The sequence below is a fragment of the Acinetobacter sp. TSRC1-2 genome, assembly GCF_049895885.1.
Classification (GTDB): domain Bacteria; phylum Pseudomonadota; class Gammaproteobacteria; order Pseudomonadales; family Moraxellaceae; genus Acinetobacter.
Window position 1 is genome coordinate 37,252 of sequence record NZ_JAFCTF010000012.1, and the last position, 14,364, is coordinate 51,615.

Below are 14,364 nucleotides of genomic sequence, written 5' to 3' on the forward strand. Positions count from 1 at the left end.
AAAGCAAAAAAAGTAACGTTAATCATCAAAAGATTAAAAGAATTGATAAATCTGTCATTTTCGGCCTTGCCAAAGGTTTAAGCTTGCTGGAAGTTTTTGGAGTGGAGCGTCAAAAACTCAACTCAAATTGCAGCGCGTTTATCGAGTTCTTATCTAAGCTCAGCGGATTTGCCTAAAGTGGTACCGCCTATTTTAAACTTACTCTGTGCACGAACGACGCTTACTTTTTCCTTAGTGGTATTGGATGAGCATAAAGTGACTCCTATCGCTCGAAGCTATTTACCACAACAAGACAGTTTTCGCTTAAGTCCTTATAGAATGCATTTAGGAAATCGGTTGCTCGCTCATACAAACTTAACCGGTAAAGTTTTATGGCAGCTTTAAACTTGGAGAAACAAAAAAATGGGTTGCCAAATGTGGTTTAAAACGTCTTGCTCCATATCCAGTTCAAGACAAAGCCCAGTTCTATAAAGTGCTAACAGAAACTCAAACACAAGATGACTGTTTATCTAAAGAAGAACACGAACTAGGAATTATTGCGCTTGCGTTACCGGTGTTAAATGCGCCAGGTAAGGCAGTTGTCGCATTAAATTGTATGGCGCAGACTCACCGTGTAACAGAGGAGCAGCTTATACAGCAAAGTTTATCTTTACTTAGAAATACGGTTTATGTATTAAAAAGTATGCTTTAGGCTATTAAAACTTATCTATAATTTTCAATTATGAGTCATTTCACCTCTCATAATAAATTGAACAGGATTGCTCATTGCCCTGCTACCGGATTTATTTTTGAGCTATCTCTGCTCATGCTTTTTAGATTCTCTAGATCTTTGATTCCAGTCGCATATTGATGAGCTAGAGCATGGAGAGTATCTATATAAACCCATTCTAGGTCGGTATAATTAAAAATAATGGATCACTTTTACATTAATTAAAATAAATTCTATTAAATTAGTTATTCTATTTTGCACAAACTAAAACTTATAAACTGATATTTAATTTTCTAAATTTTTTTATCAAATGATGATAGATTATTTAATTTGATATTTATATGACAATTCATATACTTATACCCATAAGGTATTTTAAAATAAAAAATACAGGTTTTGATGTGGTAACAGACTACTATCCATACAGCTTTTGATGTGGTAACAGACTGCCATAAGTACAAGTTTTGATGTGGTAACAGAAAATAAATGATGTAGTAACATAGTCAGTGTATAAAAAACCATCAAAAGTACGGACATGGCTAAAGATTGAAGCTGAATAATTATCCATACCTTATAAATATAAAAATAAATTTATAAGTATAATAAATCATGGTTTTAGATATTAATATTTAATACATGCCTTATTAAAAATTTTATTTTTATAATTATAATAAAGCCTTTATATCTATATAAAATTCAAAATAATTTAAATAGAAGGGTTTTATAAATCAAAATATAGGGGTATTTTTTTTTAAAACTGTCTGAATCGCATATTTGTAATATTTCTGCATAATTCTCATAAACTGCATCGATTTAAAAAAATTTACCCATCCTTAGTTTAGCCACTATATGGACTTCTGATGGTTTAATGGGTGAGCCCCCTGAAAAAGAGTGCATTCTCGCTAAAAGCAGATCGCTTAAATTAGGTTTACAAGATCAGATTCTTCACTGTCTAAGCCATTGGTAGAAATACTGAACCCTATTTCATATTGCTAGACGTTATGGCGTTTCAGAGCCTATAACTTCTAAAACTGTGCATTATTTTAAAGACTTTCGATTATTAGAAGTGGTCCACTAGGCAGCTGGTTAATAAAGCCTTTTATTTACCTAAGATAGTGTCGATAAAATCGATGGCTATTCACTATATAAAAGATAAATATGTAGAACACTAAAAAATGGATAAAGATCTGGAGAATTCGGATAGCTGCGAAGGATAAATTTCGCTTCAATGGGGGAAAGACCCTAATGGACTAGAGGATACAACAATGACCTCACGCAGCATTACTGAATGGCAAGACTTCGTTAAGAACTGTATTGATTTTCGCCCACATGATGGCGTTTACCGTATTGCTCGAGAAATGTTCACTGAAGCTGAACTGTTTGACTTGGAGATGGAGCAGATCTTTGAAAAAGTCTGGATTTATGCCTGTCATGAAAGTGAAATTCCAAATAATAACGATTTTGTGACGGTTCAAATTGGCCGCCAACCCCTGATTATCAGCCGTGATAGTAATGGTGAACTTCATGCCATGGTTAATGCGTGTGAACACCGGGGTGCAACCCTGACACGTGTCAGCAAAGGAAACCAAGCCACATTTACTTGTCCTTTCCATGCATGGACTTATAAGTCAGATGGTCGCTTGATTAAAGTCAAAGCGCCAGGTGAATATTGTGAGCACTTCGATAAAACCACACGTGGTCTTAAACAAGGTCGCATTTCTAGTTATCGCGGTTTCGTATTTGTCAGTTTAGACAGTCAGGCGACAGATTCTTTAGAAGATTTCTTGGGTGATGCCAAAGTCTTCCTTGATTTAATGGTTGACCAGTCACCTACAGGTGAGCTTGAAGTTTTACAAGGTAAGTCCGCCTATACTTTTGCAGGTAACTGGAAACTCCAAAATGAAAATGGTCTAGACGGTTATCACGTCAGTACTGTGCACTATAACTATGTATCGACTGTTCAGCATCGTCAGCAAGTGAATATCGAAAAAGGGGCTGATTTAGATACGCTGGATTACAGTAAATTAGGCGCCGGTGATTCTGAGACAGATGATGGTTGGTTCAGCTTCAAAAATGGTCATAGCGTACTGTTTAGCGATATGCCCAATCCAACAGTTCGTCCGGGTTATAGTACCGTCATGCCGTACCTTTTAGAAAAATACGGGCCAAAACGTGCGGAATGGGCCATGCATCGTTTAAGAAACCTGAATTTGTACCCTAGCCTGTTTTTTATGGATCAAATCAGTTCGCAATTACGCATTATCCGTCCTGTAGCTTGGAATAAAACAGAAGTTATTAGCCAATGTATTGGAGTTAAAGGTGAGTCTGCAGAAGCACGCCGTAATCGTATTCGCCAGTTTGAAGACTTCTTTAACGTGTCGGGTTTAGGCACTCCCGATGATTTGGTGGAATTCCGTGAACAACAAAAAGGTTTTCAGGCACGTCTTGAACGCTGGAGCGATATTTCTCGAGGTCACCATACCTGGGAATATGGCACCACCCAAAATGCTCAGGATTTAAATATTAAGCCGGTCATTACAGGACGTGAATTTACCCATGAAGGGCTATATGTCAACCAACATGGTCAATGGCAACGTTTAATGCTCAACGGCTTAAATAAAAAAGCCTTAAAAATGCAAGATGTGACTTTTGAGCAAGATATTGCCAAGGAAGAGGTGTAATCATGACTGCTGAACTTAACTTTGCTGTATCCCAGTTTCTCATTAAAAAAGCTGAGCTCTGTGACACCTATGATTGGGATGCCTATCTTGAGCTATATGATGAAGATAGTGAATACCATATTCCTCAATGGATTGATGATCATAACTATATCCAGGATCCAAATCAGGGCTTGTCTTATATTTATTATGAAGACCGTACCGGATTGGAAGACCGAATTTTTCGTATCCGTACGGGTAAAGCAGCTTCTGCCACCCCCTTACCGCGCACTTTGCACATGATTAAGAATGTTCGTGTGAAAGAGCTCGACGATGGTTTAGTTGAGGCAAAAGTAGCATGGCACACCCTGTATAACCGTCAAGGCTTGGAGGGTAGTTTTTATGGTCATGCCACTTATACCTTGCGCAAAGATGAAGATAGCTTCCGCATCCGTCGTCAACATACAGTATTACTGAATGACAAAATTGACTCGGTCTTAGACTTTTATCACGTTTAAGGATCAATCGTATGACTCATTCAGTGGCGCTCAATTTCGCTGATGGTAAAACCTTTTTCATTTCTGTACATGATGACGAATTGCTGCTCAATGCAGCCATTCGTCAAGGGATTACACTACCTCTTGATTGTCGTGAAGGGGTATGTGGAACCTGTCAGGGCCAGTGCGAAAGTGGGGCTTATGAACAGGAATATGTCGATGAAGAGGCGCTCAGTGAACGTGATTTGGCAGAGCGTAAAATACTGGCTTGCCAAACCCGAGTGAAATCCAATGCTGCATTTTATTTCGATCATAATTCAGATATTTGTAATGCCGGCGAATCTTTAAAAATTGCCACCACCGTTACCGCGGTAGAACTGGTTTCTGAAACCACGGCCATTTTGCATGTGGATGCCAGCAGTTATAAGCAACCTTTGCACTTTTTACCCGGTCAATATGCACGCCTGCAAATTCCAAATTCTGAGGACTGGCGTTCATATTCTTTTGCCAACCAGCCTAATGCAACCAACCAGCTGCAATTCTTAATTCGCCTGCTACCAAATGGTGTAATGAGTAATTACTTGCGTGAGTGCTGTGAAGTCGGACAGACCATTTATATGGAAGCCCCTTTAGGCAGTTTCTACTTGCGTGAAGTCGAGCGTCCCTTGGTGTTTATTGCTGGAGGTACGGGATTATCTGCCTTTTTAGGGATGCTGGATAATATCGCTGAACAACCCAATGCTCCATCAGTACATCTTTATTATGGCGTGAACCAAGAAGCAGATTTGTGTGAGCAGCAACGTTTACACGCGTATACCGAACGCATGCCTAATTTTAATTATCAACCGATTATTAGCCAGGCTTCGGATAACTGGACAGGTAAAACAGGTTATATCCAGGATCATTTAAATAAAGATCAACTGGCAGAACAAGCTTTCGATATGTATTTGTGTGGTCCACCGCCCATGATTGAAGCAGTAAAAGACTGGCTAGAGGATCAAGCTTTACAGGATTATCGTATTTATAGCGAAAAATTCTTGCAAAGCAACAGCGGTCGCCTTTAACACCAAGCCTTGTCATTTCAGGCTTCAGTTTTGTAGTACTGAAACTCTTCATCATGATATCCACAGTTTTAAATAACTCTAAAACAATATACTTAAGGAACGTAGTATGAACCGCGAACAAATTAGCGCCCTAGTCAAACAAATGAATGTAGATACAGCAACCAGCCCTGTAGATACACGAGTACAAGAAATTGTTGTACGTTTAGTGACTGACTTATTTCAGGCCATTGATGAACTTGATATTCAACCTTCTGAAGTGTGGAAAGGCTTAGAATATTTTACCGATGCAGGTCAAGCCAATGAACTGGGATTGTTGGCAGCGGGTCTGGGTCTGGAACATTTTCTGGATTTGCGTGCCGATGAAACTGATCTTAAAGCAGGCATTAGCGGAGGAACGCCACGTACCATTGAAGGCCCTCTATATGTAGCAGGTGCACCAGAGTCTGTAGGTTTCGCCCGTATGGATGATGGCTCTGAGTCTGACCAAATTGACACCCTCATCATTGAAGGTACAGTGACCGATACAGAAGGCAACCTGATTGAAAATGCCAGGGTCGAAATATGGCATGCAAACAGCTTAGGAAACTATTCTTTCTTCGATAAAGCTCAATCCGACTTTAATTTACGCCGTACAATTTTTGCCGATAAAAATGGGAAATATACGGCTTTAACCACCATGCCAGTCGGTTATGGTTGTCCTCCGGAGGGTACCACTCAAGCCTTGCTGAACAAGTTAGGTCGTCATGGTAATCGTCCATCGCATGTCCATTACTTTGCCTCTGCCCCTGAATTCCGTAAGCTCACCACCCAATTTAATATTGAAGGTGATCAATATTTATGGGATGACTTTGCTTTCGCAACACGTGACGGTTTAGTCGCAACAGCAGTGGACGTTACCGATCCACGCGAAATTGAACGTTATGGTTTAGATAAACCGTTTAAACACATTACCTTTAATATTGTACTGGTCAAAGACAGTGTTGCGGTACCTTCAGCAGAAGTTGAACGTCGTCGCTTATGTGCATAAGCTTCTTTTGCTAAAACTATCCTTGAACTACTGATTTATCTGGGTTCAAGGATATTTCCGCTTAAAAAACTGCATTTTAATTCCCTCTCCCCCGAATCATTATTTCTCTAAAAAATGGTTAAAAATGAGTGCTTTTATACTCATTTGTTGTTCTATTATTTACAAATCAAGGCTATGCCCAGGCATATTTTTATTACAGCAGATTGACGTATTAATGAAAGCTAACAATCTTCTCATTTGACCAAAAATCCCTAACAAAATCTTTAAATAAATCATCCAAATTTAAATCCCGATTTCAGTCGCTTAAATTAAACGGCTATTCATCCAATTTGGAAAAAATGGATGATTTTCAGGAATTTCTGGATAGTTTAAAACGGCTAAAAAGAGTTCAATCAAAACTATGGAATAGTTTTTAACGTTAATGAATGACAAACAGAAAATAAGCAATTTCTCAAAGGAAGGCATGAGATGACATATCGGACATGGTCAAAAATAGAATCAAAAAAATCATTTGTGTTATTGAGTATTTTAAGCGGAATAAGCTTATCTGGTCAGGCGCAGTCAGCAGAGCAAGAATGGAAATTCACGCTCAAAAATGCCTATATTGAACGAGATTTTGATTCTTCGGCCGTAAAAGATATCGGCAGTTGGTCGCAGTCAGCCTCACTGTTTTATACCTCTAAAATGAGAGACACTCCGCTTAGCATTGCAGGAAGTCCAATTACAATAGGGGCCAATGCCTCAACCCAATATGCAGTTCGTCTGAGTTCGGATAAACATGTACCCGACGCTATTCTGCCTTTTGATTCGGCAACTCAATCACAAGCCGCCGACTATTTAAAATATGGCGCCACGCTTAAATTAGGCTACCAAAATACTTTACTTAGCTTAGGGGAACTTTGGCTGGATCTTCCTTTGACTACAGTAGATGGCAGCCGCCAATTGCTGACCTCTTATTGGGGGGGGAATTTACGTTCACAACTCAGTGATCAATTGCAACTTGAGCTCGGACATGTCACTAAATTGTCTCCGAGAAACGAAGAAGATTTTCGCAAGTTCTCTTATACCGCCAAAGGAATCACCACCTATTCTGATGGTCTAAATTATATTGATTTACGCTATCAAATTTTACCCAATTTAAAAACGGAATATTATTTTGGCAATCTGGACAATCTTTATAACAAACATTACTTAGGAATTGAGCATAACTGGAAAGCCGATGATTTCTCTTTAAATTCAAAACTCAAATATTTTAATGCGCAAGAAGACAATGACCAATTAAATATTGATGCGCAAAATATTGGTTTGCTTGAAACTGTAAAAATCAGCAATCACAGTATCGGCTTAGGGTATCAGCAGATTATTGGTGAATCTGCCTATCCTTTACCCGATGGTTTTTTACCGGAACCTTATTTTATTAACTGGAATGCGACAGGTTTCTTTAAACAAGATGAGAAGTCTTATCATTTTATCTATGGTTATGATTTTAAAGATTATATTCCAGGGCTAAATACCACAGTTAAATATGTGTATGGGGACAATTTCAAGGCCGCTGATGGTCGCGAAAATAAAGAAAGTGAAGCCAATTTCATTGGCACCTATGCATTTCAACAGCCCTATCTTAAAGGACTGGCTTTGCAATACCTGTTAATCGACTACAACGTTAAGCACGGTACTGATTTTACTGAAAATCGATTTTTCGTAAATTACAGTAAAAAATTCTAAAATTTTTAAAGGATTAAAGATGAAAACAATTGAGATTAATACGGTGATAGACCGCGAAAAACTATCCCCCTTACAATGGCTGGTATTTGCACTTGGCTTCTTAGTATTTTTTTGTGATGGATTGGATACCGGTATTATCGGTTTCATTGCGCCTGCGTTACTGGATGATTGGGGTATAAGCAAACCTCAACTTGCACCAGTACTCAGTGCAGCTTTAGTGGGTATGTCGATTGGCGCAATCCTGTCTGGCCCACTTGCCGATAAATTTGGGCGCAAGAAAGTCATTACATTCACTACCCTACTTTTCGCTACATTTACCGTACTGTGTGGCTTTGCCACTTCTACACAAGAATTGATGATTTATCGATTCATTACCGGTATTGGCTTAGGGGCTGCCATGCCCAATATCAGTACCATTGTTTCAGAATATATGCCTGCTAAACGTAAAGCATTTTTAACCGGATTGGCAGGTTGTGGCTTTATGCTCGGGATTTCATGTGGTGGGCTATTGTCTGCTTATTTATTGGAAAATCTGGGTTGGGCTAAAGTGATTATTATTGGGGGCGTTATTCCACTTATTCTGGTCATTATACTGATCTTTAAACTACCCGAATCCACTCAATACTTGATTAAAAATAATCAACCTTTAAAAGCACAGCGTATTTTAGAAACCATTCAAGGTAAACCTTTTTCCGAAACAGTCACCCTCAAACTTGCTCAAACTGAAATTCAATCGACTCAAAGCCCGGTTAAACAAGTGCTGGGTAAATATTTAGTCAGCTCGAGTATGTTGTGGCTTTGCTGCTTTATGAGCTTACTGGTTTTTTACCTTTTAACCAGTTGGATGCCAACCATTTTAAAGACCGCAGGTTTTACCACTCAGCAGTTTAGCTTAATTGCCGCTATATTCCCTTTTGGTGGCGTAATTGGTGCCACAATTATGGGCTGGTATATGGATAAAACCAACCCTACCAAAGTGATTCGCTATTCTTATCTGATTGCTTTTGGCTTGTTTATTGTAGCCGGCTTTCTAAGCTCAGATCTGTTGTTTTTTGGAATTACCATCTTCTTAATTGGTGCCTTGCTGGCAGGTGCTCAATCTTCCCTACTGCCTTTAGCCGCTATTTCCTATCCTTCAACCTGTCGAGCGGTAGGCGTCTCATGGATGCATGGGATTGGTCGAATTGGAGCAATTTTAGGGGCTTTCTTTGGATCCTTAATTTTTACATTTGACCTAAGTTTAAGTAGTTTATTCTACATTCTTGCGATCCCTACTTTTGTTTCATTTATTGCACTAAGTTTAAAAGTACTCAGTGAAAAATCTAAACAACAAAATCAATCTGAAATTAAAGAATTAGCTTAGGCTAATCTGAAATTGAAGAACCTAATTTAAATCATTTAAATTAGGTTCTTTTTTTTGATTTTTAAAATATCAATTGAGATCGATAAATTTGTTTTTAGTTTCACTCGGCTTTTCACCAAATTCCTCACGATACTCTTGAGAAAATCGACTTAAATGATTGAATCCCCATTTAAAAGCCAATTGTGAAATCGATATTTTCCGATTGAGTCCAGATGCACTCAACACTTTATAAATTTGCTGTAGCCGGTGTTTTTTTAAATACGCCATCGGACTAGTTCCATAGTAATATTGAAACTCTTCATACAATTTTGATTTTGAAACACCTGCCAAGTCTTGTAAATGATCGGCACAAATTTCTTCTTGGGCATGGGTAAGAATAAATTTATGTACTCTTTGGATATAAGCAGGCTGTTGCTGAGCAGATAATTGTTTAAGCTGTTCCGAGTAATTATTTTCTTGAGACAATAACAAAGCTTTAATTATAAAATTTTCATAATCTTCAGCCAGTAAGGGTAATCCATAAAACCCGGTATATTGTGATTTAAACTGTAGAAAATTCTGAATATTCTTCCACCATGCGGTAATTAAATGTTCTGATTCAAAATGCATTTCTGGATTAAAAATAACCGATTTTTCCACTGGCTGATGCAGCAAATCGGCTAAAACGATTTGTAAACTTTTTTCAGGAACAACCACTTGAAGCTTTCTACAATCTTTATCAATAGTCAAATCTTGTAAATCTGCATTGGAGACGATCAGGCCATTTTTTTCATCTGATAAATAACGTTCCCCTCGCATATTCAAAATTTGTTTGCCACTCAAAGGAAGACTAATACTATAAGCTTTAAGATTCGAGGTATTAATAGCGACATTCGCACCATAAGAAATAGTACCAATCGTCATTCGTTTATTGGGTAAGCGCATGCCATCATAATGAAAATTCAAAGTATCCCGACAACTTGTATCCAAACGATGTTCACCACAAATGTTTGACATCAAGTTTTGAGCAAAATCCGCTTTACTAGAATAATGATTTAATTCAATATCTTGTTGGCTTAGTGATTGCATTCCATTTTCACCTAGCTAAAATTTATTATCCTCATTAATATATCAGCTAAATACTGCTACTGGCTAGATTAATCTCATTGTTTATGCTTTTTCAAAATTAATCCATTCCTGTAACTTAGTATTAAATTTATTAATTGGTAAAATCCACCATTCTATGACTATTAAAATCATGGAGATAATCTATATTTATTCTAAAAATTATTTTTATCTATATTTTAAAATTAAAAATATCCTGCAACTCCTAACAAATTATTTATACTTGCAAAGTATTATAACCATATTAATAAAGTATATTGTCTCTAGATTTTAGTTTTAAAACATATATATGAATAAAATATATTGTTTATAATTTTTTTCTTACATCCTACTTCTTGCATAAAACAATTTTTTTTTGTTATATATCCTCATTGCTCTTATATTTTTTTTAATATAACTTAAAAAAATGGATTATTTAAGATACTGAAATAACCGTTTTCTCTGATCAAGATATAAGGATATAGAAATGATTGAGTTAGGAAAAAGTGAAAATTGGCTGCCTAAAAAATTTTTTGCTCATTTTCATCAATCTCAAGACGTTTTAGACTGGACAATGAAGGTAAATGGCCCTCACCATTTACATATTCCAAATCCGAAACAAATTAATTTTTTACATCAAGGCATTCGAATTGGTGAAACTACTTTTGGTAAAATTCAGTACTCAACACTTGTAAATATTAATATTGATAATTTGCAGCATTGTTATATTTTTAATGTGCCGCTTGAGGGCGTACAAGAAATTAAAATTAAATCTTCAACTATATATTCTAGTAATAATGTAGCGGCAATATTTTCACCTGATCAACCCTTTTCCATGGTTTTGGAACCAAACTGCCAAAAGCAAATGATTCGTATTTCTAAAAAAAATATGGAAAATCATCTTATTCGGATGTTAGGCTATAAAATTACGCGCCCATTAATTTTTGATATTCAAGCCCCGATGCAAGGTTCAATTAAACAATGGTTCAATTTAGCCATGAGTTTGCAAGAATTCTTATTAGAATATGATTCTGTTGTGGATTTACAAGGGATTTGGAATAATTTTGAAAATAATCTGATTTCTCTTTTACTCCATTCTCAGCCACATAATTACAGTTTAGAACTTGAACGCCGCTTACAGGGAAAACCGTCTTATTTAAATTATATTGAAAGCTTATTTAAAGAAAATTTATCGCAACCTTTGAAATTAAGTGAACTTGAAAAAATCTTGGGAATTTCTCGTGAAAGATTATATCGTGATTTTCATACCTATTTTGGTCAATCCCCGGTGGCCTATTTGCGTAATTTACGCTTTGAAGAAACCTACAAGCGTTTAAAAGAGATCAAGCCCTGGGAAAATGTTTCAAGTATTGCCATGGACTGCGGTTTCCAGCAATTAGGACGATTTTCCCAAGAATATAAAACCCGTTTTGGAGAATTCCCTTCTGAAACACTGAAAAATAATAAATAATATAAGGCGGCAGTTTAAACCAACTGTTTTAAGCATACAGTTGGTTTGTATATAAAATAATTATTTGAATTAAAACTACTGTAATTTGATCTATTTTAAATATTTATTCTTTATCTGGTTTTTATATTTCTTCCTAGACCTCTTCAAAAATTAATTCAAATAAAAAGAGCACTTTATAAATCAAGTACTCTTTTTATCTGTTTAAATGAGCTTTTAAAAACCAAGTCATCAACATTATTTAGTCATTATTGACTTCGATATCTTTTTGCAGTTTTTTTGCAGTTTTATCTGGATTAAGGAACAGAATTGCCGCTAATCCTACAATTAATAAATAGACACCGATATATGAAAAACTTAGATTCATTCCTGTAACCAGTTTGCCTAACATTGCAGCATCGGGAAGTATTCCTTTCATCGGCTGAATATAACCTGCCGATTCCATAAACATTCCCACCATAGTCGGTGAAATCATTCCGCCTAACGATGCCAATGCGGTGACTGTCGCCATAACGGCCGCTCGTTGTTTAGAACAGATACTATAGGCTAAAGTAATAGGTGCCAGTGGGAATGTCATTGCCAAACCCGCTGCAATAGTCAGAACGCAAACGGCTGCAATCCCAGTGGTATAAGGTAATAATAGAAAGAAAATGCCTGACATTAAAATTAAAGATCCAAATACACAGCCCATTGATTTGTGTACTGAACTTCCTTTCTTCATTAAAATTTTCGACAAATAACCTGCCACCAGCAAGGTCAAAGCACCAAATATCCAGGGAAATGTCGAGATCATTCCGATCATCTGTGGAGAAGTGTTGAGCACTGCCGACAAATAACGAGGTGCCCAAGTTGTTAAAAAGCCCATGGCCCAGAAACATCCAGCACCGGCTAAAAATGCAGAGATAAACATGGGTGAGAAAAAGACCTTAAATAAAGGCACTACTTTTAATAAGTCTGAAAATTCAGCAATACTTTTATTATTAATATAACTTGTATTTGGATGAACCAAGGGCTTAGGTTGAGTCAGTTGTTGTTTCGCTTTGATATGGCTATATGGTCCTTCTTTTGCAATTAAAAACCATAATAGACTCCAGCCCAGACCGAATATTCCTAAAAAACCAAATGCCCATCTCCATCCATAAGAAGGATGGGCAATAATAGCCGCTAAAATTGGAGCAGCAATAATGGGGCCTAAGGTCGATCCTATGGCAACCAAACTACTTGGCAATCCACGTTCCTTTGGTTCGTACCATCCATGAATATGTTGCAAAGTAATAGGTGTAGCAGGCCCTTCTGCAGCACCTAAAATAATTCGTGTCACCAATAAGAGCGTTATGCCCCCTCCCATGAGCATGGGAAATTGTAAAACTGCCCATGCAATTCCCATGGTAAAAAGGATCCAGCGGGTTTGTATTTTTGCCGCCAGTAATCCCACTACAATAGAAGAAATGGCGAACAAGAAGAAAAATGAACTTCCAATAAAACCAAACTGACTACTCGACATCCCCAATTCGCGCATTGCAGGTTCAGCTACAAGTCCTAATACCGCTTTATCAGCAAAGTTAATCATCTGGAATATGATCAGCATTCCCGTAATTAACCACGCCCGATTAGTCATTTTTCCTGTTTCAAGCGACTCCACCAGTGAAGTCGGGAAATTTTTGGTTTGGCTCTTCATATATTCGCCTCCCGAATTAACTCACGAGCTTTGCCCTCTTCCAGACGAGATTTAACAATATCGATGACATTAAAAGTGTCATTGTCTTCTGCTGCCAAGACCAAGCCATCAAAATCATTTTGAGCGACGTTTACCATTTTTTGGACATCGGCTGAGTCAGGTGTATTGGGCACAATGTGATGCAAAATAAGTGCCTTCACATTTGCCTCTTGAGCAACCAAACCTACTTTTTCATAAGAAGTATGAGATTCTTCAAGATGTACCGCAATACCATTTCGGGTTGGCCCTTCAGGGAAAGTCGCTAAAATTGCATCCAGATCGATGACTTCATGCATTAATACGTCTGCATCTTTGGCCAATAAAATACAGTTTTTAGAATAAGTCGTATCGCCTGAAATGACCACAGAACCATATTTAGAATCGAACCTGAAGCCAAAAGCAGGAAAACATAAACGATGATCAACCAAGATTGTGCTGACTTTAACCAGCTCATCTTCATAAATGACAAAAGGTTCCATTTCGGGATGTCGGTTATGCACAGGATCGGCTTTGGCCTTTTCTGGAATTTGAATATCAAATGCTTTAATCCATTCCGTTGGACTTGAACGTCCTTCATCTGCCATTCGAATTGCAATATCGGATGCAAACACATTATGTATTAAGGCATCGACCATGGCAGCCGTACCGACCATCGGATGATCACCACCACAACAGCCTTTAATCTTTGGATGTGAGTGAGCCGGCATAGCTGGGTTTTGTAGTGGCTTGCCAGGGCCATAAATTTGAATAGGTTGACTGAAAGATTCGCCAGGAACTTGCCAGCCCGTGAACAGGTAAGAACCTAGATCATAAATATGGTCAGAATGATGATGGGTGATAAAAATACCACGTAACTCACCCCAAGTGGCATGACTTCTATAATTGCGAATACTGCCCATACCACAGTCCACAATATAGGTCGCATTGTCGACACAAATAGCCGTTGAAATACCTGCCCTAGAACTGGATACGATTGGACCACCGCCGGTACCTAAAGCAATAATTTTCATTCCCTGTTGATTATTAATTGTCATTGAATCGTCCTTTTTAATTT

Annotated in this window: 10 protein-coding genes and 1 pseudogene; 8 read left to right on the forward strand and 3 right to left on the reverse strand. The window is 37.5% G+C overall.

What is annotated here, in order from left to right; all coding sequences use genetic code 11:
* Nucleotides 1–32: 32 nt before the first annotated feature.
* From ACP69Y_RS12605 to ACP69Y_RS12635, 7 genes and pseudogenes are all read left to right on the forward strand, one after another.
* A pseudogene (locus ACP69Y_RS12605) lies at nt 33–691 on the forward strand (IclR family transcriptional regulator domain-containing protein).
* 1,283 nt (nt 692–1,974) lie between these two features.
* The gene (gene antA, locus ACP69Y_RS12610) at nt 1,975–3,390 is read left to right on the forward strand and encodes an anthranilate 1,2-dioxygenase large subunit (protein WP_425918715.1); all 1,416 of its coding nucleotides are present in this window, start codon (nt 1,975–1,977) and stop codon (nt 3,388–3,390) included.
* Nucleotides 3,391–3,392: 2 nt separating this feature from the next.
* Nucleotides 3,393–3,884, forward strand: a complete 492-nt coding sequence (antB, locus tag ACP69Y_RS12615; RefSeq protein ID WP_425918716.1) for an anthranilate 1,2-dioxygenase small subunit — start codon at nt 3,393–3,395, stop codon at nt 3,882–3,884.
* A gap of 11 nt (nt 3,885–3,895) precedes the next feature.
* Entirely contained in the window at nt 3,896–4,927 is a 1,032-nt protein-coding gene (gene antC / locus ACP69Y_RS12620) for an anthranilate 1,2-dioxygenase electron transfer component AntC (protein WP_425918717.1), read from the forward strand.
* A gap of 106 nt (nt 4,928–5,033) precedes the next feature.
* Nucleotides 5,034–5,954, forward strand: coding sequence for a catechol 1,2-dioxygenase (catA, locus tag ACP69Y_RS12625; protein WP_425918718.1), 921 nt, complete (start codon nt 5,034–5,036; stop codon nt 5,952–5,954).
* 468 nt (nt 5,955–6,422) lie between these two features.
* A complete protein-coding gene (locus ACP69Y_RS12630) occupies nt 6,423–7,679 on the forward strand; it encodes an OprD family outer membrane porin (protein ID WP_425918719.1) in 1,257 nt (418 codons plus the stop codon).
* 19 nt (nt 7,680–7,698) lie between these two features.
* Entirely contained in the window at nt 7,699–9,042 is a 1,344-nt protein-coding gene (locus ACP69Y_RS12635; protein WP_425918720.1) for an MFS transporter, read from the forward strand.
* Between the two features lie 69 nt (nt 9,043–9,111).
* On the opposite strand, the gene ACP69Y_RS12640 is transcribed toward ACP69Y_RS12635, so the two are convergent.
* Nucleotides 9,112–10,110: an AraC family transcriptional regulator gene (locus ACP69Y_RS12640; RefSeq protein ID WP_425918721.1), complete on the reverse strand. Its 999-nt coding sequence runs from the start codon at nt 10,108–10,110 to the stop codon at nt 9,112–9,114.
* Nucleotides 10,111–10,612: 502 nt separating this feature from the next.
* Here ACP69Y_RS12640 and ACP69Y_RS12645 point away from each other — a divergent pair.
* On the forward strand, nt 10,613–11,596 hold the full coding sequence (locus tag ACP69Y_RS12645) for an AraC family transcriptional regulator (RefSeq protein ID WP_425918722.1): 984 nt from the start codon (nt 10,613–10,615) through the stop codon (nt 11,594–11,596).
* A 238-nt stretch (nt 11,597–11,834) separates the two neighbouring features.
* On the opposite strand, the gene ACP69Y_RS12650 is transcribed toward ACP69Y_RS12645, so the two are convergent.
* The gene (locus tag ACP69Y_RS12650) at nt 11,835–13,271 is read right to left on the reverse strand and encodes an MFS transporter (protein ID WP_425918723.1); all 1,437 of its coding nucleotides are present in this window, start codon (nt 13,269–13,271) and stop codon (nt 11,835–11,837) included.
* Entirely contained in the window at nt 13,268–14,344 is a 1,077-nt protein-coding gene (locus ACP69Y_RS12655) for an MBL fold metallo-hydrolase (RefSeq protein WP_131218579.1), read from the reverse strand. The genes ACP69Y_RS12650 and ACP69Y_RS12655 overlap by 4 nt, the downstream gene beginning before the upstream one ends.
* Nucleotides 14,345–14,364: the final 20 nt, after the last annotated feature.